Here is a 23,908-nt window from a genome sequence, read left to right on the forward strand (position 1 = left end):
AAAATACCTAACAAACATGCAAACCCAAAAGCTCATCCAGGGAATCCACCACGTTACCGCTACCGTCAACGATGCCCAGGAGGATTACGATTTTTACACCTGTGTGCTGGGCATGCGCCTGGTGAAAAAAACGGTGAATTTTGACAATGTACACGTCTACCATTTTTACTATGCCGATGAGTTGGGTACACCAGGGACCGTTTTTACCACCTTTCCTTACAAAGGCCAACCCAATGTAAAGCAAGGCACTGAAGGTTCGGGAATGATCCTGACCACTGCGCTATCCGTACCTACCGACGCCTTACTTTTTTGGGAGCAACGCCTGCATGCCCACGGCGTTTTGTTGACCCATGGCGAACGTTTTGGGCAGCCCTTCCTCTGGTTTCGCGACCCTTCCGGCCTACAAATTGAGCTAATGGGAGATGATAGTGATACCCGTGCCCCCTGGCTGAATCCCTCCGAGCCGGAAATCATTGCGGACTTTGCCATTCGTGGAATTCACCACGTGATGTTGTCGGTTGCGCCGGAACATTGGGTGTCCATGATTGATTTTTTGACGGCTGAAATGAACATGGTCGTAGCCGCAGAGGAAAACAACCGCATTCGCCTCAACGTCAACGGCGGGGGGGCTGGCCATTACCTGGAAATGCGCCGCGACGCCTATAGCCACAAGGGTCGCAATGGCATTGGCACCGTGCACCATGTGGCCTGGAAAGTAGCCGATGATGAGGCGCTGCTGGCCATGCAGGCGCGGATCGCGGAATTGGGCTTAAATCCTACTGAGTTCAGGGATCGCAAGTATTTCCATTCGGTGTATTTCAAACCTTCTGCGGGCATGTGGTTTGAGATGGCGACCATGCAACCGGGTTTTACCGTGGATGAAGCGCGAGAAGAGCTGGGTACTCATTTGCATCTGCCGGAATGGGAGGAGCCGAAGCGCGCGGAGATTGAGGCGGTTTTGCCGCAGTTGAGCTGAGGAATAATAATTTAGAGAACCAACGCTTTCTAAGGTGACTCTTTAGTGTCTAAGGTTTCTAAGGTGGTGAAATAATGTTTTTTCACCACCTTAGAAACCTTAGACACTAAAGAGTCACCTTAGCTTATGAAGACTATGAAATCAATATCGACCTCTTTACTTTTATTGTTCAGCGTATTTGCTGTACAAGCGCAAAACCTGAGCAAAGCCTTGCACCTCAACAATCAGGAACATTTCCGAGGTACACTCCCCGTGCTGGAAATTCAGGAAACCCACCACGACCTTCCAACCAAAAAACAGACCAGTACCCATTCGCTTTACGATGCGGAACAGAAACTCATCCTCCTAGCCGTGTATGAAAACGATCAACTCCGCAGCAAAGATACCATCACTTATCAAAATACCGTGGGGGTCAAAAAGGCGACCATCTTTGAAACCTGGGCCGCGGATGGCACCTACAACCGACGTACCGAAAATTACATTTACGACACCCGTGGCTTTTTGGTGCGCATCCGGGAGTTCAGCAAAGATGGTTACCTGCGATTTGAAACCCGTATCAAAAACGTTGGCCGGGGACAACCTTACGTCATCGACAAGTTTGACGACGACGACAACATGACGGGCAGCACCGAAGAAACGGAGTATTTGCCCGAACGGAATCGCTACGTCATCAAAAAAATGAACATTCTGGGCAAAGAATCTTCCCGGGATACTTTTGTGCTTGATCTACAGCAAGCCGCAGCCTTTCCCGCCAAGGGCGAAACCTACAATGAAAAAGGAGACTTGATCAAAATTGCCACAGCCAAGGAAAACAGTAGCTATGAATTTCGCTATGATGAACAAGGAAACTGGATTGAAAAAAAACGCTTCCAGGTAGAAGTAGAAAAAGACAAGGAAAAGCGGGTTTTGCTGGAAAAATGGGAACGGAAGATCAGCTATAAACCCAAACCTTGAAGCGATTAAAAGCTGCATGGTTCAATTTTATCAACTCGTCAATTATCTTTGTCGCCAGTATCCAAACAAATAAAGTAACACAAAGTGGCAGGAAGTATTTTTGGCAGTGCCTTTCGCATCAGTACCTTTGGAGAATCACATGGCAAGGCCATAGGGGTCATTATCGACGGATGTCCAGCGGGACTGGACATCGATGAAGGATTTATCCAGTCTGAAATGGATCGGCGCAAACCCGGCCAATCGGCCATCGTCACCCAACGCAAAGAGAGCGATACCGTACAAATTCTCTCCGGGGTTTTTGAGGGCAAAAGCACTGGAACGCCCATAGGCATGCTCATTCCCAATGATGACCAGCGCTCCCACGATTATGGCCATATCGCCGATAAATACCGCCCTTCTCACGCAGATTTTACTTACCAGGAAAAATACGGCGTTCGCGACTACCGCGGTGGCGGCCGCTCTTCAGCGCGTGAAACAGCAGCCAGGGTAGCAGCTGGAGCCATCGCCAAATTGTTTTTGGCGCAACATGGAGTAAACATTCAGGCCTATGTAAGCCAGGTTGGTCCGCTGATTTTGCAAAAAAGTGCGGATGAGTTGGATTTATCTTTCACTGAATCCAACGACGTACGTTGCCCCGACCCGGAGATGGCCGTCCAAATGATCGACCTGATCAAAGCCGTGCGTAAGGATGGGGACACCATCGGCGGGGTCGTTAGTGCTGTAATCACAGGTTGCCCGATAGGCCTCGGTGAGCCAGCTTTTGATAAACTCCACGCCGATCTGGGTAAAGCCATGCTTAGCATCAATGCCTGTAAGGGTTTTGAGTACGGCTCCGGTTTTGCGGGAGTAAGCATGCGCGGCTCGGAGCACAACGACGTTTTTTACCAGGAAGACGGCAAAATTAAAACCCGCACCAATCACTCCGGTGGCATCCAGGGCGGCATTTCCAATGGCATGGACATCACTTTTCGCGTAGCCTTCAAACCTGTTGCGACCATCATTCCGGCTCAGGAATCAGTCAATATGCAAGGTGAAAGTGTAGAGGTAACTGGACGCGGTCGGCATGATCCCTGTGTATTGCCCCGGGCGGTGCCTATTGTAGAATCGATGGCGGCTTTGGTGCTGGCGGATCATTTGTTGCGGCAGAGAATGACGAAGAGTGAAGAGTGAAAAGTGAAAAGTGAAAAGCGGATCGGGAGCCTAATTTTTTACGGTTTTGATTGAGGATACTAGCATAGCGATCAATTCATTGCAATCAGAAGCAAGGCTTTCAAAGATTTTTTGTTCTAAATAGCCAGTGTCTTTTAAAAGATGGATCCAATAGTCTGTTTCATTGGCTTCTTTTAATGCAATACTGATTTTACTGGCAAAATCAGCTTTGCTTTGACCGAATTCAGCTTCGCGATACAAGGCTCCTATCGCTGTGCCACTGCGTAGCACTTGCTTGCTCAATGTATATTCCTTCTTTTCTGTTTGGAGAAACTGTGACAATTTCACAATTCGAATGGCAAAAGCATAGCTCTTGGTTTTCAGTGAACCCTTACTCATACAATCAGACTTTGTAGGGCGAAAAACAAGATGCAATGCAAATTTAAAACTAAAATATTATTCTTTTCACTTTTCACTTTTCACTTTTCACTTTTCACTTTTCACTTTTTTTCTCTCCCGCTTTCCGTTTAAAACTCCGGATAAAATCCGCAAAAGAGGCGTATTCCTTTCTAAAGCTCAAGCCTGTACCTACCTGAAACCTGCGCCCACCCACGTCGGGTTGCAGCTTTTGGAAAATGCGCAGTTTGAGGTTGCGGTCGGGCGTGATGGCATATTCGATGACTACGTCGGTACCTACAAAAGTATTGACTTCGGTGCCGGGTACATTGTTTTGGATGTTTCCACCCACTTGTACCGAAAGGCGATCCTTCAGGAAGTAGGGTTTGAGGCTGAATTGAAATTCGTTGTTGCCACTGCTGGTCAGGGCTTGCCGCACGTTGAAGTTGATGTCGGAAAGTACGCCTTCTCCCACCAGGTCTTTTAGCAATTCGGTCACCATCAGGGATACCTGATTGGACACCAGTTCACTCACTGAATTGAGCGCAAAGGCGCGGGCCTGGTTGCCCAAGGCGAAGTCGGCTGGCAGGAATTGACCAAAGAGGATCAAGCCTGATACCTGCTTATTCAACTCGTTTTGGTCTTGTTTGAGGATGCGGATTTTGCTTTCAGCAAAACTTTGCAACTCACCCCGCAGGTTGGGAAAGGACAGGTCAAAATCGATGGTTGGTTTGAGCAAGTCCCCACGCAATTTCATGCGCAGATCAATGTTTGTATTGGAGTTGGCGGCGGCTTTTAATTCATCAGAAGCGGCCACGAGGTATTCCTGGATGAAGCTGAAAACGGACGCACTCAGGTCGCGGTACTCGGCTTCGAGGTTGATGGTGGCACCAAAGGGGTCGCCATTCCAGGTGAGTGTGCCCCCTTCTTTGACCCGAAATCCTTTGTTGAACAGGTTATAAAGTGTAAAAAGGTATTCGCCCTCGTCAATCACAATTTCGCCGAACATCTTAAAGTCGCCACCCCGTGGCACTGAAATTTGTACCGCACCACGTCCGGCACCTTTGATCACGTCCCCTGATTGTTCGTTAAAGATGATCTCCATTTCGGCACCTCGCTGTACGGTAATGTCGAGGTTGATGCCCACGCCGGTTAGCTCCCGTTCGTCTTTGGTTTTTTCTGCTTTTGGGTTCTTTTCTACAAAACGGACGAAGTCCAGCTGCCCAACTTTACGCTCGTTGCTCACCGGAATGATCAAACGAGAACCTTCGCCCACGGCAGCATTGACGGAAATATCGGGTCTTTGGAAAGAGCCCGAAAAGTTGATTTTTCCCATGCCGATGGCCTGACCGTAAAATTGCTCATTGTCGCCTTTTTTGGTATCGAGCGCCAGGAAGGGTTCGAGGGTGTTTAAACTGGCGTTGAAACCAAAATGTTTGAGGTGGTCGTGGCGAATACCTCCGTCTAGGCGAGCGCGGTTTTTACGCTTGTCGTACAAGACCATGCCCGACAGGTCAAAAAGGAAATTGTCCACTTCCACGTTTGCCCGCTCAAAGGTATAATTCGTTTTGAGGTAGTCCACAGTCATTCCTCCTTTCATCAGGTACATGTTGCCCGAAATGTTGGGGTTGTTGAAATCGCCATTGACGTGTATGTCCGTGTCAAAATAGCCATAGAGGTTCTTAAAAACATCCCCAACGAAATAGTCGGCAATGTTGAGCGGATAAGAATGGATATTGAGGTTCGCGTCGAAATAGCGGGCTTGTTGCTCGGTGCTTTCACCAAAGGTGTTCAGGTTGTAATACCCTTCCACTAGCAATTGGGCAGTGTCTTTGGTGAGTGAGAAATAAGCGGCCAATGGGTGCTGTCGGTCTTTCAATTTTACATCCAGGCGCATCAGTCCCCAATCGTCCTGGTTGATAAAAAGGGTATCGCTGACCAGCGACAAACTGAGGTCTTTTAAACTGAGCACGTCTTCTACCCGTGCTTCCAGGGTGCAACGCCCGCCAAACTCCATCGGCTCAAAATTGAGGTAGCCATTGAGCAAGCCCAGATCCATGTTGTTCATGGCCAGTTTGACGCCTTTGCGTCCCAAACGATCGAGGCGAATGGCTTTGTTTCCATCTTGCAATACAAAATCTTGGACGTCGATAAAGTCTTTGCCAAAAACGATGGAGTTACGCGGATTGATGGACCAATTGGTATTCAATAAGTGCAAATCGGAGTTGCTCAGGCGCATCAGCATGGTGCTGCTGTCGCGGATGTAAAAACGCCCATCGAGGTTGACTTTGGACAAAACCTTGGATGATTTGTCGGCATAGGTGAGCCCAAAATCAATCGTATCACGATCCACCGAGGTTTGTAAGGTGATATTGGGCAGTTTTTGTTTGTCATTGATGCTCAGGGAGGCCGTATTGAGGGTGATGAAACCCTGACCATAACTTAGGTCAATCCGCAGTCCTAAATCGGTGGCAGCTATGGTCCCAAAGCGAAATTCCGGTGCATCCAGTTTTGTGATCAATTTTGCGGTGAGGTTGTCAAACTCGCCAGTCAGCGTGAAGTTTTTCAGTGGACCCAACTGGGCATTGAGCAATTCGTGCAAACCGCCACTATCCTTGATTTTGATGTCGTACTTGAATTGTTGGGGCCGTAGTAGGGAGTCGATTTTATTCAACTTGAAGCGCTGGGCGAAACCGGGAAAATTGTCGTAAATAAAAAGCTGAAAAGCCGCTGGGATTTTTTCGATGTCAAATCGTCCATTCAGGTGGGCGTCCATCACGTCGGAGGCAATGTCCAACTCGCGATTGCCACTGCTATCTAGCGTAGAAGCTATGTCCACAATTTTGAAGTGATAAGTTTGATCATCTTTGTTGATGTCAAAGTCTTTAAATTGGGCCTTACCCACCAAATCCACCAGGTTTTTGGCTTTAATGTTCACATCTACATTCCCCGTCAGGACAATTTCCTCTTTGCTAAAATTGAGTTTTTGCAAATTGAGTTTATTGATGGAGGAGTAAAAATTATACTCCGGCACATCTTTGGAAAGGTCAACTTTACCGGTAAAATTCAGGTCGATGTTGTCGTCGGCAATAACCAGATTTCCGTCGAATTTACGGGATTTGAGTTCACCCTGCATTTTGGCGTTGGTGTACTTGTAGCCCTTGAATTCAAAACTTTTGATGTCGGCGCTGAGTTTGGCACGGGCATTTTTACCAGCCAGACCGTACCCGTCGCCTTCGCCTACTTTGGCCAGAAGGCTGATTTTTCCAAAATTACCGTTGTCGGTCCATTTGCCCAGGTCAAAATTATTGAGCACCACCGTTCCTGAATAAGAGGCCCGTTCGGGGCGCTCGGTATTTTTGAGTGACACGTTCAATTCCGCACTCCCAATGCTGGTGTACAATTTCCCGATGGTGGTGAAGCTGTTGAAAAATCCGATAAAATCACCCCGGTATTCCAGCTTGCCCAGTTTGTCAAAATTGCGGGGCAAACTAAAATTGGGCAACAAATCCCGCAGGGTACGCATGCTGGTACTGAGCTGATCCATGCGCAATTCGATGGATTCGTTGTCTTTTACGGCCAGGTTGCGGGCATCAAAACGCCCTTGCAGGAAGGTGCCATCGGGGAGCAGCATTTTGAGTTTACGGCCATTCAGGTTGTTGATCAACCCGTAAATTCTGCCGTCCAGGGAGAGGGTCGTTTCTTTGTTTTTGCGAAAAAAAGGATTGGTGGTCAAATCAGAAGCAAAGGCCATGATGTCGCGCATGGCAATTTGAGCACCATTGAAACGATTGTCCATCCGCACCAGATTAGGGAAATCCGCAAAATCCTCGAAGGAGTCAAATTTCAGTTGGATGGTATCACCAATGTTGGAATGTGGTGTGACGAGGGCGGCCCCATTGAGGGTGATTTCTTGAGAACTGACGATGGCTTCTTTGGCTGCCAAACGGGACAACTCAAAGCCGCTTTTTTCACGGAGTGAAATGTTGCCGAGATTGCCCGAAAACACATCGTTGCTGAGCTTGAAGTTTTGGATCTTGATGTCGATGTCGCGCACTTCCATGTGCGCAAAGTCGATGGTATCGCGGGCTACCTTGATTTTAGGCGATTTGCGGTAATTGTGCACGTTAAAAACGGACTCAGAAAAATCAATTTCAGCCACATCGATCTTCCAGCGACTGGTGTCCACCACACTCTTATCCACAGGTACCAGTTCTTCCATTTCGGTCAAGGACTCCTCATAGCCAGGGCCATAATTCAACTCATCAATGAGCACTTTAGCCCCTTTGAATCGAATGTATTTGGCTTGAATCGTTTTGGCGGGGAGGTTCATTTTATCGATGGCTATCCGACCTCGGTAAATGTTGATTTCCATCCTTTGGCCGCGATGGAGGTCATTTTTCAGAAAGATGACCTTGTCCAGGTTCAGTCTTTTGATGGCTAGGGCAAAGGGCTTTTTTTCTTTTTTAGGACTGTCGGGTTGGGGTGGAAAAAGCCGTTGCAATAAAATCTCCAGATTGTTCATTTCCGAAGCTGGCGCTTTTTGAATGTTGAAGCGCCCTTCAGCAATGCTCAATTCGTCAAAAACCAAACCTTCGCGGATTAGGGTAATGGGACTAAGTTTGATTTGGGCACTCAAGCTCTTACAAAACAACAAGGTATCACCTTGATCGTCTTCAATGTACACATCTTTGAGTACCACCTGATTGAAAAAACTCAAGCGAAAATGGCCTACTTCGGTGCGGGTATGGGTGGTTTTGGAAATGGCTTTGGTGACTTCATCGATGACCCATTCCTGAATGATGGGTACCTGAAAAAGCAGGAATAAAACAGTAACGCTTACTGCCAACACAGTAAGCGTTATCCGCAGGGTGGCAGCAACCCGACGGTATATTTGCCAAAGCACCCACCGGATTTCGCGCCAATTTTGCTTCGTTTTTTGTTCCTGGTTCTCCATTCTACAATAAAAACCCAAAACTACGGCAAAATGACAGGTTTGTGCCTTACATTAACAAAAATTTAGTACGGTTTTGTATTGCCAATATTTCAATTCGCATGATAGCTGCTTACTTTGAACAATTCCGTGGCCCTATCCAAGTGGCCACTTTGCCTGACCCTACGCCCAAACCCGGTGCGGTAGTGATTCGTGTACGCGCCACGGGCATTTGCCGCAGCGATTGGCACGGCTGGCAAGGCCACGATTCAGATGTACACCTGCCACATGTGCCTGGCCATGAACTGGCTGGGACAATTGAGGCGATTGGATCGGGGGTGAAAAGATGGAAACCCGGCGATCGGGTTACCGTGCCCTTTTGTGTTGGATGTGGCGACTGTCCACAATGTCACCAAGGGCAACAACAGATTTGCGACCACTATTTTCAGCCAGGTTTTACAGCCTGGGGTTCCTTTGCTGAATACGTGGCCATCGATCATGCCGACCACAATTTGGTCCGTTTGCCAGATGAAATGGATTTTAGCACGGCTGCGGTCTTGGGCTGTCGCTTCATCACGGCCTGGCGGGGTGTTACTGCCCAAGGGCGCGTTCGAGGTGGAGAATGGGTGGCGGTGTATGGTTGTGGGGGGGTAGGTTTATCCGCCATCATGATTGCTGCTGCGTTTGGTGCACAGCCGATTGCTGTTGATATTGATGAGGAAAAACTGGCTTTGGCACTTTCGCTGGGGGCGGTGGCCGCAGTCAATGTGCGCAAAACGCAGGACGTGGTTGCGGCGGTGCGAGAAATCAGCAAGGGTGGCGTCCAACTTTCGGTAGATGCCCTGGGCAGCCATGAAACTTGTAAAAACTCCATCCTCAGTTTGCGCAAGCGAGGCCGTCATGTACAAATGGGTTTGTTGGCTGGCGATCAGGCCAATCCGCCATTGCCAATGGGTGCAGTGATTGCCAACGAATTGGAAATCATCGGCAGCCACGGCATGCAGGCGCATCAGTTTCCTGGTATGCTGGAGATGATTGTATCGGGAAAAATTCAACCCCAGCGGATGTTAGGCAAAATCGTTTCATTGGAACAGGGAATTCAGGAATTGATGGATTTGAATTCGTTTCGGGGAAATGGGGTTACGGTGATTGGGTTTCCGGGGTAATTTCACCTCATGTGCTACAAATAACCTCCACTCAACTTTTATTTAACATGAGTAAAGTATTTTAGGGGCTTAAATGACCTGCTCATGAGAATGTGTCTCTTTATCCTCCTGCTCCTGCTGAACGCGGGTTTGATTTTAGCGCAAAACAATGCAGTTGACACCAAATTCCTGGTGCAACCCTACCTGCAATTCTCCACCCAAAATGGCATGTACGTCCTATGGGAAACCAAAGAACCCGCCACCACGCTGGTGCAGTTTGGCGAAGCCCGAGCAAATGCGGATCAGGTTGTGCTTGACCGCGAAGTGCGCCTCGAAGGCCAGCGCCTGATGCACGAAATATTGCTCGACAATCTGAAAACTGAAACCAATTACTTCTGGCAAGTGACCACCGTAACCCAGTCTGGCGAACGGATTCAAACGCCGGTTTATACCTTTAAAACGGCAGTAAAAGACAGCAGTGCCTATCTTTTTGGCCTGGTAGGTGATACCCAGCGCAACAACCGCACCCCTTGGGCCTGGGGCAAAATTGCTGAAAAACTATGGCAGGATCGCCCCAATTTTGTGGTTCACGCCGGAGATGTGGTCGATCAGGGTTTGGACAAAAAGGACTGGATTGACAATTTTTTCCCCAATGGACAAATCCTGATGAGTCGGGTGCCAGTGTACACCGTCTTAGGGAACCATGAGCAGGATGCTCCTTATTACTACCAGTATATGGTGGCACCCGCCCCGGAATACTACTACACCTTCAAGTACGGCAACGCCCAGTTTTTTATGATCGACTCCAACCGCGACCTCAAAGAAGGTTCCGAACAATACAACTGGCTGGAATGGGAGTTGGCCAAGTCGACAGCCACCTGGAAGATTGCCGTACACCACCATCCACCGTATTCTTCGGATTCAGACGATCACGGCAATACTTCCCGGGAGTTGTCCACTTTGGGCACAGATGCCCGCAATTTGGTGCCACTGTATGAGCGTTACGGCCTGGATTTTTGCCTTTTTGGCCATACTCACCTATACGAGCGTAGCTGGCCCCTCAAGGAAAATAGGATCAACATGAAAGACGGTGTGGTCTACATCAACTCCGGTGGGGCAGGAGGTGGCCTGGAAGAATTTGCGCCTACCCGCAGTTGGTTTACCATGGACTTACAAATCGTGCACCACTACTGCACTTTCGCCATTTTTGAAAACAATCTGGTGTTTAAAGCCGTCGACCACGAGGGGCGGTTGTTTGATACCTTTCAAATGCAAAAAGACGCAGCGAAAGGAAAGACGGCGAGTGTCATCCAACCACCTGCACCAAATTTTAGCACTCCTGCCACCTTGTTCCAGGATCAAACTACGGTGGATTTGTCCGCTGCTTTTGAAGGTTTGCAAATTCGGTACACCCTGGACGGCTCCGAACCCAATCGCAATAGCGCTTTGTATAGCCAGGCTCTGACCATCAAACAAAGCACGATGCTCAAAACTCGGGCCTACACCCAGGACGGTCGCGCCAGCCGGGTTGTGATGTTGAATTTGCGGAAAATGGCCGCACAAGCAGCTCAAAAGGTGAAAAAAGTGGAAAAGGGGCTGAAATTCAGCTACTACGAAGGGGCTTGGACTAAACTTCCCGATTTTAAAACACTAACGCCGGTGAAAACAGGCATCAGCAATCAGGTAGGACTGGCTGAAATTGGACACCGTGACAATCAATTTGGCGTCGTGATGGAAGGGTACATTGAAGTTGCTCAAACCGGAACTCAAACCTTCTTCCTCAATTCCGACGATGGTTCCAAACTATACATCAACGGCGAACTGATCATCGACCACGATGGAGACCATAGTGCGATCAAAAAGACTGGCCAAAGCATCCTTGCAGCGGGGAAACATAAAATCCGCATCGAATATTTTGAGCGCAGCGGGGGCCAATTTTTGCAAGCAGGATTGATGGATGAGAAGATGGGGGCGGTGCCGTTTACGCCGTTTCAGTTACACCATGAGTAGTGTGAAAGTTTTGTACGAAAAGTAACCCAAACTTAATTTTACCAAAGCGTCATTTTTATTATCACAAAGGAAAAAAAGAGGACACAAAGAGCACAAAGTTAGACGTTGACGACGCTTCGCTTTGTGTCCTTAGTGTCCTCTTTTTTTCCTTTGTGATAATAAATTGCCGCTTTGGTCAAGTGCCTAAAGCTTAATAATCGCCGTCATCATAAGCGACCGACCATCAGAAGACCAAACTCCTGGGCCAGGGTGAATGGTTGGGCGTTTGGTGAAATACTGCGTATCGGTGAAGTTGCTTGCACTTGCTTTTAAAGAGAAGTTTTTGTTGAAACGATAAGTCGCATTAAAGTCGAACAAACCATAGGCAGGCACAATCCCTTTGGCGCCATTGGCAGTAGGTGTAACAGTGTTTTCTGGATCCGAATAGCTGAGATCGACCCAGCTGTACTGCAACGCAGCACTAAAGCCCCGGTAACGACCTTGCAAACCATTGCGGGTCATCCATTTGGGCGTAGATTCAACCCGGTTGCCAGCGATCTCGGTATTTTTACCTGCCACAACCACACTGCCTTGTACATAACGAGAATCGAAATAAGAGGTAGAAGTGAAGACACTAATGCGGGCATTTTTGGTTTCCAGGAGATTCACTTCCGTGTAGAACTCAACGCCGCGAGTGCGGACATTACCCACATTGGTTTTGAACACAAGGGATTGGCCATTTTCCTGAATGATCGTATTGCTCATGCGGTTGTTGTAGCCCAGTTCAAACAAGGACACATCGAAGTGAACCCGATTGCGCCATTTGCCACGAATGCCCAATTCAGCATTGTACCCCCTGTTGTCCAATAGATTGCTGTCAACTTTTTCCAGGGCATTGGCAGGAATAACATCAGCAAAAATAATTGGCCGATAAGCTTGAGAAATCCCTCCGTACAATGTAGCAAAGTTGGTCAATTTATACTGAGCGCTTGCCCCAAACAAAGGAAAATGGTGTTCAATATTATTAGGTACCTTCAGCGGATCGAGGTAAGAGATGTACCCTTCCATATCCGTTCTGCCACTTTCTACACGCATTCCGCCCGAAACTGACAGGCGAGGGGTCAGTTGCAGCAGGTGCTCAGCAAAAACCGCCACATTGTTGGTACGGTACCAAAGATCCCGGCCAAAAGGACCCACCAAAGAAAGATCATAATCTGATCCGGTGGTACCTTTGCCCAGTTGCTGGCGGTTCAAATCATTGTTGATGTAACGTGCACCAGCAATGAGCGTATGTTCAACATCACCGGTTGAAAACTGGTGTTTGAAGCGCAGCTCGGTGGTAAAGCTATTGAAATGGTCTACATCCACATTTCGGTTGGCGTACTGGCCTGTTTGTGGATTGATCACGTCGGGTTTGTCCGCAAAACCGACAAAGGTCAACACACTACGTCCGCCCCAGATGCCACTGGAAACAACATTGAGGTGGGTTCTTTTGCCCAATTTCCAATCGACTTGAATAGAAGGCACCCAAATATCGGGGCTATAATAGTTGCGCGACCGGGTAGATTGCCGTGGATTGTCATAAAACATGGCATCTGAAAGTGGGCCAGGCATTTGGTATTGATAGTAGGAGTGGGCCAACTCAGCTTTCATGGTAAAACGATTCGAAAAATCGTATTTCAAGGACATGAATTGGGCGCTGGAATTGATCTTTGAATTGTCGCGATAACCATCAGAACTCCGACTGTAAGCATAAGTGTAGTAGGAAAATTTCCCAATTTTACCACCAATGGCATTGTACATACCTTTGGTGTTAAAAGACCCATAGTTGAAATTTCCCTCGTAGGAAATTTTACGGGTAGTATCCGCCGTTTTGGTCACATAGTTGATCATCCCACCAAACATGGCCCCGTACTGTAAAGCAGCTGTACCACGAACCAATTCTACTTTTTCGATGCTTTCCATAGGGGCACTGTAGTGGCTGGCAGGATAACCATACATGTCGCTATTGGTGACTACCCCATTGAGCCGTACGTTGTATTCCCAGGAGCGGTGAGGGTCGAGGCCACGGGTAGCGATGTTGATTTGGTTGCCTGAACCATCCATGTCGTAGACAAATACCCCAGGAACTTTGGCGAAGAGCTGACGCCCGGTTTTGTCGGCCAGGTTGGCATCCATATCAGCAATCTGAATGACTTCATTTTTTTTGCCAGAAGCGATGTAGGTGCCAACCACTTCAGGCAGGCGCTCGATGGCGGTGCGTTGTTGACTCAACTCGCGAATGGTAAAGGTATTGAGGTCAATACTGGTGGCACTGAGGCTCACCTCTACATAAAGATCGGATTTGACATCAACTTCCTGCGGCGCATAACCCAAAAGTGAAATAGACAACACTTTCTGTTGTTGTTCTGCTTGGGCAGCGATTTCAAAACGCCCTTCAGCGTTGCTTGCCACACCGGAAGTGCTCCCTTTCCAAAGGATAGCTGCACCTTTGAGTGGCTGGTTTTGGGCGTCGGTGATGCGTCCTTTTACCATTTGGCCTTGGGCCAAAAATGGCAGTAAGCACAATAGCCCGAGTAAATACTTGGACATAGGATTGAATTTATTTAAGATTTAGAGTAAAAAAATGTGTGTTAGAGTAAAAAATGTGAGCACCCTTAGACTTGAGGACAAAGATAGCTTGTGCTCCTAAAGCCTAATATGATAAATGTTAGGTAATCTGTTCTAATTGAAGTTGTAAGTAGATAGGAATGCTCATTGCATTGAGGCAAAAGTAACAAAGGACTTGTGAATAGAAAAGCCCCTTAATGCATTTTAAGCAAATTTTAATACCACTAAATGACTTGTTTGACAAAAAAGAGGGTATCTACCGCCATCCGAGGAAATTCCAAGGGTAAATCATCAGCCAAGACCCGATCAAAGCCATTTTTTTCATAAAACCTCACCGCAGCTTCCAGCTTGGGTATAGTGCCCAACCAAATGCTTTCCAGCCCGTTTTCCACACACCATTCCATGGCGATGTCCATCAGGGATTGAGCTAGGCCATGGGTTCTTCCTCGATACTCAGCAGCCACAAACATCTTGCGCAAGGCAGCCCGCTGTGGTGGGAATTCAATCAAAGCAATGGTGCCGATTATTCGATTTTCTGCATTGGTGGCTACCCAAAAATTGCCCCGACCTTGTTGATACACTTCAGGAATGGTTTGCAAATCGGGCTGATCTTCTAAGGTGATGGGCACCTTGAATTCAATCTGTTGAATGGACAATACCAAATCAATGATGCCTTGGCGGTGCTCTGGCCGATAAGTCTGAATCTGGATCATTAGGTATTGCTGGTCTATTTATAAACGAATGAGATGTTGGTACACCTCCAATCCTTGCTGGGTTAAATGTGGGGCCAAGGTAGCAAAAAACAGTCGAACGTAGTGCTTTCGTTTGTAATCTGAATCGCCATCCAGCATGATTTCTGCGCTGGCCATCTGGTAACCTCCGATCAAAGAAGCTTGTCTAATTGGTACATTTGTTCTAAATTTTCTAATTTTTACACCTCGACTCATGAAGATCAACATTATTGGCGCAGGCATTGGTGGACTTACCGCAGCCATAGCACTTGAAAAAAAAGGCCATCAGGTCGAATTGTATGAAGCAGCAGCGGCACTGCGCCCAATCGGGGCGGGGATCATCATGGCTTCCAACGCCATGCAGATTGCCCGCAGGCTGGCTTTTGCAGATGAAATTGCCCAGGCTGGTTACGTACTCGACCGCTTTGGAATTGCCGATCATTTGGGACGTCCCTTACAAATTATGGACATTCAGGCGATCCGGGCAAAATTTGGCGAACCCAGCGTAGCCATTCATCGGGGGCAATTGCAACAGATTTTGCTGCAACACTTGCCCAATACGCCCATTCATGTCAATAAGCGACTTCAATCGATCCAACAATTACCCGGTGGCAAAGTAGTTGCTTTTTTTAAAGACGGCAGCCAGTCCGAATCTGATGTATTGGTTGGTGCGGACGGACTGCGCTCGGCGACCCGGAAAGCCATTTTTGGTGAAAAACCCTTGCGGTATTCCAGCCACACTTGCTGGCGCGGCATCATTCAACATCAGTTCAAAAACCCCAATCAAGCCCAGGAATTGTGGGCAAAAACGGGGGGCAAACGGGTAGCGATGATTCAGGTAGCCGCCGACAAGGTTTATTTTTATTACACCGAAAAACGCAAGCCCGGTTTTAACCTGCCTCAGGCTGATCAGCTCAGCTATTTGCAAGAACAATTCAGTGAATTCCCCACAATGTATGCCGAAGTGATCGCTAAAGCCAAGCCCGCCGAAATTTTTCACGATGACCTGTATGACCTCAAACCGCTCTGGAAATGGCATCAGAATCGGGTCATACTGTTGGGTGACGCTGCCCACGCCACTACGCCCAACATGGGACAGGGCGGTTGCCAGGCCATTGAGGATGCCTGGTATTTGGCGGAATACCTGGAGCGTTACGACACTATTGCGGAGGCTTTTGCGGCATACGAACAATTCCGGCGGCCCAAGGTCAATTTTGTGGTCAACACCTCGTTTATGATTGGCAAAATGAGTAATCTGGGAGGGGAGTTAGGGCATCGTTTGCGGAATTGGGTGTTGTCGGCTACCCCGAAGAAAATGGCGGAGCAGCAGTTGGAGGCTTTGTTTCGGTTACAGTAAGCAAGGGAGATTTGGCATGTTCAAAAGCGACATTTTCTTTTCACAAAGGAAGCACAAAGGGGGCACAGAGGACACAAAGTTAGACGTTGACAGAGCTTTCATTTACCAGGAGGTACCCTCGTCAACGTCTAACTTTGTGTCCATTGTGTCCTCTCATTTTTCCTTTGTGATAAAAAAATGTCGCTTTAGTTGTGCTTGGAGAAAGACAAAAAACTCCTATGCTGAGTGTAAGTCCATATCCCGCAACTTCGGCGCTTTCCACCAAGTCGTCAAGACCACCAACAAAGTCATACTTCCACCAAATACCACCGAAGGCACGATCCCCAAGAATTTTGCCGCCAAACCCGATTCAAAAGCCCCTAATTCATTCGAAGATCCGATAAATAAGGCGTTAACTGCTGAAACCCGGCCCCGCATTTCGTTGGGCGTATACAACTGGATGATTGTACCCCGAATCACCATACTGATGTTGTCAAAAAAGCCTGTGCCCGCCAACATCACCAGGGAAAACCAGAAAGAATTGGAAAGGGCAAAAAGAATGGTGCAGATGCCAAAACCAGCCACGGCGCCTAGCAGCAATTTCCCGGTGTTGGCCAAAGGCGGGCGAAAGGCCAGAATCCAGGCCATGATGAAGGCTCCTACCGCCGGAGCGGCGCGGAGTGCGCCAAAACCTTCCGGGCCCACGGCCAAAACGTCCTTGGCAAAAGCAGGCAATAAGGCCACCGCTCCCCCAAACAAAACCGCAAACATATCCAGTGCCAGACTGGCCAGGATAATTTGGTTTTTAAACACAAAATTCAACCCCGTACGTACACTGACCAAAAAACCTTCTCGGGGAATCTTTTTGCCCTCAACTTGCTGAGGCGCATGTTTGCTGGGAACCAATAAAATAAAGCCCAAACCAGCGATGGCCAACAGGGCTGCCAATCCATAACTTGGCCAGGCGCTTTTACTCGTAGCACACAAAATGCCGCCAATTGCTGGCCCGCCAATCGAGGAAAGTTGCCAGGTCATGGTGTTCCAGGTTGCGGCATTGGCATACAATTGTGGGGGAACCAGCTGTGCGGCAAAAGCGGTTTGCGCCGGACTCATAAAGCCTCGCACCAAACCCGTCAGCCCAATGATGAGGTAGATGGGCGTAGCGCCATACTCATTTAGCACCTGAGGAAATTGATGGGTAATCAGATACAGGCTAAAAGCGCAAAGGGCATACAGACTGATACAAGTGACCATGATTTTGCGCCGATCAAAGATGTCGGCGATGTAACCCCCAATCAGGGTTACCAGCAGAAAAGGCAAAAACTCGGCCAAACCAATCAATCCCAGCGCGAAAGGCTCCTGGGTAAGTTCATAAATTTGCCAACCTACGGTCGGGCCCAGTACATTTACGCCCAAAGTAACCGCTATACGGGAAAAGAGGTAGTTTCGATAATCCGCAATTTTGAGTACCTCGTAAGCATCCTTGGGTTGCGTTTGTGCCATGTGTTTTTGTGCCTGTTGGAAAGTGGCCGCAAGATACAGTTCTTATACCCATCTCTAGTGAATCTCAACTAGCGCTTTTGTAAATACTGCCTGGCAACGGCGATTTTATCCGATGTTTTGGGATCTATACGGACATCTGGCGCGATCCCGCTTTTGTTGTACCCCTTGCCGAGATGCACAGCGTTGTGCAAACTGTAAGTAGGGTATCCAAAAAAGATGCCCTGGGTTTCACAGCCCAAGCTGACCATGTTGATGTTGTTGTAATCGACCACGCCGCCTGTATTTTCACCCATTGTGATGACCTTGCTGCTGACCCCTTTGGAATACAAAATGAAGGTTTCGGCGGCGCTCATGTTGCCACGGTCAGTGAGGATGACTACTTTTTTGAGTTTGGAAGGCAATGGTTTTAATTCAAGCGGCCCAAACACTGGCCCATTTACAATTTTGCCCATTTCTGTCTGCATGGCTGCCACCACTGGAGCATAAGGATCATTGCTGCGGGAGGAAGCAAATTTTTTGAAATAATCCAGGTTGTCAGCGGAGGCGATGGCAAATCCTACTTGGCTCAAGGCTGGCTTTTCGTAGTACAAACTCAACAAGTCGAAATAAATGCCATTGCCTCCGGTATTGCCCCGAATGTCGATGATGAGGTATTGCGTTTCGGTCAATTCCTGGAAATGAGCCATCAACACTGCATCAAATTGTTTTTTGTCAATCAGGAAGGATGGAATGGTAAGCAGTATGGTTTGTTCATCTAGTTTTTTGACACTCGGAAGGGTAGGGTCGTACAGAGGAGCATTTTTATCCAACATTTTTCCCCAGGTAAAGCCACCCCAAATGGATAAGAGCTGATTGTCTTTGTAAGGGGTGATTTTGACGTAGCGCGGGGCATAGGCATTGGTGTAGTAGAGGCCCTCCCAGAGCCCGTTGGAGAGGTTCACGCCCATCTTGATCTCACCGGCTTTGCTGCTATCAGGAGCTTCGAGCACAACTGCGACATGGCTGAAGGGAATCTTGGCGTTGGCGTTTTTGATGAGGGCAAATTTGGAAGTCCCATCCGTCCAATAGCCTTCGATGCCCGTTTTATTGCCAGGAATGATTTTGTTTAAATCGACCTTTTGGGCTTTAATCATGGTTTTGGAAGCGCTCAATTCCGCTTCGGGCAATTTTGGAAACTCAGATACAAAAAGGTGCCCGTCTTTAAAAAAGCCCAAAAATGCCTGCATGAGTTTGGAGCAGCCATTCAGCGGTGTTTTGGCCGCTAGTGCCCGATATTGCAGTTTCCTGGCTTGATAAGCAGGGCCAATTTTGTCATTGGTCAGATGGTAGGCGATGTAATTGGCTTCCAGCTTTTGGTACATGCGCTCAACATTTTCGGCGCAGGTACAGGGATTGGCTTGGGCAAAAAGCAGGCTGCTAAAGGCCATCAGGAGGCACAATGGGAAAAATACTTTCATGGTATAAATGGTTTTAGAAAGAGCGTCGAGTGTTGATAGAGCAGGCGAGTATGGCGAAGACTAAAACTTTGGCGAAATAGTTACACTTAAAGACAGGTTTTTTTGATGAAGGATTGCAAACAGAAGCATTATATTCGTGCATTAACCAACGAAGACATGAAAAACCTGATCTTTTTGCTCTTTTTGAGCATCACTTACCTGGCCAGTGCCCAAAATGCGGAAACGGCCAAACCCAAATTGTACAATCCTGCGGCGGATGCCAAAGCAGACATTGAGGCTGCGGTGAAACAGGCAGCCAAAGAAGGCAAACACGTGTTGTTGCAAATTGGCGGCAACTGGTGCAGTTGGTGTATCCTTTTTCACAACAAAGTGACCAGCAATGACACCCTCAAAACTGCGTTGGAGAAAAATTTCGTGCCCTACCATTTGAATTACAGTCCAGAAAACAAAAACGAGGAGATTCTAGCTTCCTTGGGCTACCCTGAGCGTTTTGGCTTCCCTGTGTTTATCATTTTGGATGGCAAAGGCACTCGTTTGCACACCCAAAACAGTGCCTATCTGGAACAGGGTAAAGGGCATAGTACGGCTGCCGTATTGGAATTTTTTAACCATTGGTCGCCAAAGGCGATTGATCCGAAGTCGTATCAGAAGAAGGGGAAGTGAGTTAAAGATGAGTCATTCCGAATAGTGCCAAAGCGACATTTTTTAGCACAAAGGGAAAAAAGAGGACACAAAGGACACAAAGCGAAGCGTCGTCAACGCCTAACTTTGTGTCCTTCGTGTTGCTTTGTGTTTTCTTTGTGAAAATTATGTCGCTTTAAAATTATTTTGAAATTTTGTGATGATTCATGTTTTCTACCAACACCACGGCCAAAATTCCCATCGTATAAGCCAGCATATCCTGCCACTCAAAAGCACTACCAATGATGATGCGTGCAGCCCTGGAATGCTGTAGCCCTAACACCTCAACAATGCGAAAGTATTGCAGGAACTCTACAGTATAGGCGAAAACCAAAACGCCCAATGCCGTAAGCACTACAGGAGTATTCAAAAATGACTTGACAAAGCAATAAATCAGGATCACCACCAAAAAATCGCCGATGTAGGGACGAATGAATTGGTCGTGGACGAAAAGGGCGATGAGCACTTCAATGGCAAAAAGCAACACGGTGTAAATAAAATACCTGAGATTAAATTTCATCATTTATGGTTTAGGGGCATTTTGCCCCACTACTTAGGCGTTAAACATTCCCGATTGATCTCCCCAATTTCCCGGCACCCCGCCAAACGCATGGTCAATTCAAAATCGGACATCAAGTGCCGCAACACTTGGTACACGCCCTGCTGCCCGCCCAGCGTGAGTCCATACACATAAGGCCGACCCAAACCAACGGCATCAGCCCCCAAAGCCAAAGCTTTAAACACGTCAGCACCACCCCGAATCCCACTGTCGAGGATCACAGGTACTTGTTTGAATACTGCCGCTACAATTCCCGGCAGAGCCTCAATGGCGCTGATGGAACCATCCACCTGGCGGCCTCCGTGATTGGACACGACGATGCCATCCATGCCGTAATCCAGCGCTTTGCGGGCATCATCGGGGTGCAGGATCCCTTTGAGTAGGATGGGCAGTTTGGTATGCTCGCGCAGGAAGGCCAAATCGGCCCAGGTGATGGCAGGATTGGAATAAGTTTGGACAAAGAGTTGCACCGCAGCCATGGGGCGTCCCGAGCGCAATTTGCGCAAAAAACCCTTGCCGGGATACCGACTGACGCTGCTGATCAAGCCCTGGATTAAATCTAGGGAAAGTGGAGGCCGCGCTGGCCCAGCGCCAGGGTTTTGTAATTTTTCATCCACCATTTTTTGAAACACCGGATCTGAAGTATACTGGGCAATTCCTTTCCCTTCCAAAAAGGGCAGATAAGCCAATTCTAAATCCATGGTGCGCCAACCTAGTAGGGTAGTGTCCAGCGTGAGTACGATGCCGCTACAGCCACAAGCTTCGGCTCTTCTTACAAAGCTGGCTACCAAATCGCGGTTTTTGGACCAATACAACTGAAAAAAACGGGGACTTTTCCCCATCGCCTCGGCGCAGGTTTCCATGGGCACGGAAGCTTGATTGGAAAAAACGTAGGGAATGCCCACTTCCGCAGCTGCCCTTGCCACGGCCAGATCGGCCTCGGGATGTACCATTTCCAACACGCCAATCGGGCAAAGCCAAAATGGGGAAGGTGTTTTTTGGCCAAATAATACGGTTGAAGTATCGCCCTGCTCCACGTTGCGCAGCATCCGGGGCACAATTTTCCATTGTCCAAAGCCAGTGCGGTTGCTCGCTACCGTATCCTGATTGCCCGCGCCACCTACGATGTAACCAGCAGCCTGAGGACTCATTTTTTGGATGGCCGCAGCTTCCAGTTTGTTCCAATCTGGGTTGAGGGTGTCTTTTTTTCCGGCAAATCCATTGATGTAGATTTTGGTTTGCCAATCGATGGCTTTGTGCATGGCAGAATTTTTAAAGACCAAGCTCTAAAGTAGGAAAAAATGGGATAATCATTAGACTTGTTGTAACGGGAGACTGCTTGGCTCAAAAATGGTCTTTTTTCCCTGCTTTTCGTTTATTTTTTCGTCCGTAGCGCTGCTACGCACTCGAAAATAAGCCTCAATCAGGAAAAAAATCCCTTATTTTTGATCTCAAGCGCTCCCGTTACAACAAGTCTATTTATTTTGCCCTCAAATCAATTACTTATGGCGACGGGCACCGCAATTGTACTTTCAGGAGGGATGTTGAGTGAAATCAATGCTAAAACCACGCATGGGTTATTGCGGGGCAGTGAACGTTTTGAAATTTTGGCAGTAATTGACCAAAATCACGCAGGCAAAGATGCTGGTGAGGTGATGGATGGCCGCCCCTGCAATGTGCCAGTTTATGCTACCATAGATGAGGCGCTACAAAAAGTAAGTGTACTACCGGATTTTTGTATCGTTGGGGTCGCAACGATAGGTGGTGTACTACCTCCGAGTATATTGGACGAAATTCGGGAGGCTTTGATGCATGGCATTTCGATCGTCAATGGATTGCACGATTTTTTAAGTGAAAGGCCAGATATATTGAAGCTCTCTCAAGCCAATGCGGCCATGCTGATCGACGTGCGCAAACCCAAACGCCGCGCTGAACTGCATTTTTGGGAGGGAAAAATTTATAGTGTTACCGCACCGATTGTAGCCGTAATGGGTATGGATTGTGCAACGGGCAAACGCACTACCGCCCGCTTTTTGCGCGACGCTTGCCGGGCTCAAGGCAAAAACGCCGAAATGATCTATACCGGGCAAACGGGCTGGATGCAGGGGGGACAATACGGCTTCATTTTTGATTCTACCCTCAATGACTTCATCTCAGGTGAATTGGAGCACGCCATCGTGTCTTGTTGGGAGGAAACCCAGGCAGAGATCATTTTTCTGGAAGGGCAATCTGCCTTGCGCAACCCCAGTGGGCCTTGTGGGCCGGAGTTTCTGATTTCAGGCAATGCTAAAAAAGTGGTACTGGTGGTGCCGATCAAGCGGGAATTTTACGATGATTTGCCGGAGTGGGGGCCGATTCCTTCGGTGGAAAGTGAGATTGCGCTGATTCGGGCTTATGGTGCGGAGGTGGTGGCGGTGGCGTTGAATACGCGGGGGGCGACTTCTGCGGATGTAGACGCTTTTCGGAAGGAGTATGAAGGGAAATTGGGCGTGCCGGTGGTGGCGGTGTTGGAAGAGGGAGTGGGGAGGATTGTGGAGGTGCTGGAGTAACAAAATGATTCATCACCTAAAAACGGAGATTTATTCAGAAATTATAGGGTAGCATCAAATTAGATTTGGCTTTTAGGCGTATTTTTTGAATATTTGTTTAAGCTTAAATCCAAGCAATTGGATCTGAGTTTCTGACACTAAACCAACACACCCCCAGATATGATCAAAATCACTATTGCAGAAACGCAACCCGTGTATGCTGAAGGGCTAACAAAAATGCTTTCAACAGTAACGGGATTACACCTGAACCACTTGACTACCTGTTACCCGGAACTCCTTAAAGCCCTGCAAAACGAAGCCACTGATCTACTCCTCCTTGACGCTGAATTGAATACAAATTTTTCTGAGCTGCTCCTGATTCGCCAAATCAAAAAAGAATTCCCTGAACTTAAAATCATCTTATTTGGCCGCATAACCTGCCTGAGTATTTTGTTCAAATTGCGGAAAATGGGTTTGGATGCTTACCTGTACAAGGATGTATCCTGCCAGGAATTTGTACAAGCCATAGTATCAGTAATGAACGGCCATGCTTATTTACAGGAATCGATCAGCAAAGCACTGAACTGTTTTGGGAATTACAAATCTGGTAAAGTAAAAAGGAATGCAATCACCAAACGAGAACAGGAAATCCTCGAATTGATTGTGGAGGAATACACCAATCATGAGATCGCAGAACAACTCTACATTAGTATCCCAACCGTTGAAACCCACCGAAAAAACTTATTGCTAAAAATGGGAGTGAAAAACACGGCTGGCCTGGTTCGTGAAGCCATCTTGCGACAAGGCTATCCATTTACTCCTCATGGAAAACCATGATAAAAATGGATTCATGGTTTTTGGGTAAAAATGATCCGTAAAAATTGGATTGTTTTGTAAAGTCAATTAGAAAAAATTTAGTCACGGATCTTGAACTTCTGGTATAGCCAGGAGCAGGAATCTT

At 47.8% G+C, this 23,908-nt stretch carries 17 protein-coding genes; 9 read left to right on the top strand and 8 right to left on the bottom strand.

What is annotated here, in order from left to right; genetic code table 11:
• Nucleotides 1-16: 16 nt before the first annotated feature.
• The 3 genes from ACEW9O_RS26665 (at nt 17) to aroC (ending at nt 3,100) form a co-directional block, all read left to right on the top strand.
• A complete protein-coding gene (locus ACEW9O_RS26665; protein WP_373553278.1) occupies nt 17-976 on the top strand; it encodes a VOC family protein in 960 nt (319 codons plus the stop codon).
• A 135-nt stretch (nt 977-1,111) separates the two neighbouring features.
• Nucleotides 1,112-1,930, top strand: a complete 819-nt coding sequence (locus tag ACEW9O_RS26670; RefSeq protein WP_373553279.1) for a hypothetical protein — start codon at nt 1,112-1,114, stop codon at nt 1,928-1,930.
• An 84-nt stretch (nt 1,931-2,014) separates the two neighbouring features.
• The gene (aroC, locus tag ACEW9O_RS26675; protein ID WP_373553280.1) at nt 2,015-3,100 is read left to right on the top strand and encodes a chorismate synthase; all 1,086 of its coding nucleotides are present in this window, start codon (nt 2,015-2,017) and stop codon (nt 3,098-3,100) included.
• Nucleotides 3,101-3,130: 30 nt separating this feature from the next.
• Here aroC and ACEW9O_RS26680 read toward each other — a convergent pair whose 3' ends face one another.
• Together ACEW9O_RS26680 and ACEW9O_RS26685 are read right to left on the bottom strand one after the other, a co-directional pair.
• Entirely contained in the window at nt 3,131-3,478 is a 348-nt protein-coding gene (locus ACEW9O_RS26680) for a four helix bundle protein (protein WP_373553281.1), read from the bottom strand.
• A 94-nt stretch (nt 3,479-3,572) separates the two neighbouring features.
• A complete protein-coding gene (locus ACEW9O_RS26685; protein WP_373553282.1) occupies nt 3,573-8,381 on the bottom strand; it encodes a translocation/assembly module TamB domain-containing protein in 4,809 nt (1,602 codons plus the stop codon).
• A gap of 149 nt (nt 8,382-8,530) precedes the next feature.
• On the opposite strand from ACEW9O_RS26685, the gene ACEW9O_RS26690 reads away from it, so the two are divergent.
• Nucleotides 8,531-9,574 (top strand): zinc-dependent alcohol dehydrogenase family protein, encoded by a 1,044-nt coding sequence (locus ACEW9O_RS26690; protein WP_373553283.1) that lies wholly within the window; start codon nt 8,531-8,533, stop codon nt 9,572-9,574.
• Between the two features lie 84 nt (nt 9,575-9,658).
• Nucleotides 9,659-11,563, top strand: a complete 1,905-nt coding sequence (locus tag ACEW9O_RS26695) for a metallophosphoesterase (RefSeq protein ID WP_373553284.1) — start codon at nt 9,659-9,661, stop codon at nt 11,561-11,563.
• A gap of 183 nt (nt 11,564-11,746) precedes the next feature.
• Here ACEW9O_RS26695 and ACEW9O_RS26700 read toward each other — a convergent pair whose 3' ends face one another.
• Nucleotides 11,747-14,134, bottom strand: coding sequence for a TonB-dependent receptor domain-containing protein (locus ACEW9O_RS26700; RefSeq protein WP_373553285.1), 2,388 nt, complete (start codon nt 14,132-14,134; stop codon nt 11,747-11,749).
• Nucleotides 14,135-14,376: 242 nt separating this feature from the next.
• On the bottom strand, nt 14,377-14,865 hold the full coding sequence (locus ACEW9O_RS26705) for a GNAT family N-acetyltransferase (protein ID WP_373553286.1): 489 nt from the start codon (nt 14,863-14,865) through the stop codon (nt 14,377-14,379).
• Nucleotides 14,866-15,097: 232 nt separating this feature from the next.
• Here ACEW9O_RS26705 and ACEW9O_RS26710 point away from each other — a divergent pair, with 232 nt between their 5' ends.
• The gene (locus tag ACEW9O_RS26710) at nt 15,098-16,240 is read left to right on the top strand and encodes an FAD-dependent monooxygenase (protein WP_373553287.1); all 1,143 of its coding nucleotides are present in this window, start codon (nt 15,098-15,100) and stop codon (nt 16,238-16,240) included.
• A 216-nt stretch (nt 16,241-16,456) separates the two neighbouring features.
• Here ACEW9O_RS26710 and ACEW9O_RS26715 read toward each other — a convergent pair whose 3' ends face one another.
• Nucleotides 16,457-17,722 (bottom strand): MFS transporter, encoded by a 1,266-nt coding sequence (locus tag ACEW9O_RS26715; protein WP_373553288.1) that lies wholly within the window; start codon nt 17,720-17,722, stop codon nt 16,457-16,459.
• 68 nt (nt 17,723-17,790) lie between these two features.
• Nucleotides 17,791-19,179: a S41 family peptidase gene (locus ACEW9O_RS26720; RefSeq protein ID WP_373553289.1), complete on the bottom strand. Its 1,389-nt coding sequence runs from the start codon at nt 19,177-19,179 to the stop codon at nt 17,791-17,793.
• Between the two features lie 156 nt (nt 19,180-19,335).
• Here ACEW9O_RS26720 and ACEW9O_RS26725 point away from each other — a divergent pair, with 156 nt between their 5' ends.
• Nucleotides 19,336-19,842 carry a thioredoxin family protein gene (locus ACEW9O_RS26725; RefSeq protein ID WP_373553290.1) on the top strand — a complete coding sequence of 169 codons (507 nt, stop codon included), beginning with the start codon at nt 19,336-19,338 and terminating at the stop codon, nt 19,840-19,842.
• Between the two features lie 160 nt (nt 19,843-20,002).
• Here the strand turns inward: ACEW9O_RS26725 and ACEW9O_RS26730 are convergent, their stop codons facing one another.
• On the bottom strand, nt 20,003-20,380 hold the full coding sequence (locus ACEW9O_RS26730) for a DUF2809 domain-containing protein (RefSeq protein ID WP_373553291.1): 378 nt from the start codon (nt 20,378-20,380) through the stop codon (nt 20,003-20,005).
• A gap of 29 nt (nt 20,381-20,409) precedes the next feature.
• Complete coding sequence (locus tag ACEW9O_RS26735) at nt 20,410-21,681, bottom strand: lactate 2-monooxygenase (RefSeq protein ID WP_373553292.1); 1,272 nt, start codon at nt 21,679-21,681, stop codon at nt 20,410-20,412.
• Nucleotides 21,682-21,924: 243 nt separating this feature from the next.
• Here ACEW9O_RS26735 and ACEW9O_RS26740 point away from each other — a divergent pair, with 243 nt between their 5' ends.
• Nucleotides 21,925-22,968 (top strand): DUF1611 domain-containing protein, encoded by a 1,044-nt coding sequence (locus ACEW9O_RS26740; protein ID WP_373553293.1) that lies wholly within the window; start codon nt 21,925-21,927, stop codon nt 22,966-22,968.
• A 159-nt stretch (nt 22,969-23,127) separates the two neighbouring features.
• On the top strand, nt 23,128-23,784 hold the full coding sequence (locus ACEW9O_RS26745) for a LuxR C-terminal-related transcriptional regulator (protein ID WP_373553294.1): 657 nt from the start codon (nt 23,128-23,130) through the stop codon (nt 23,782-23,784).
• Nucleotides 23,785-23,908: the final 124 nt, after the last annotated feature.

Source organism: Haliscomenobacter sp. (assembly GCF_041740695.1).
Taxonomy (GTDB): Bacteria; Bacteroidota; Bacteroidia; order Chitinophagales; family Saprospiraceae; genus Haliscomenobacter.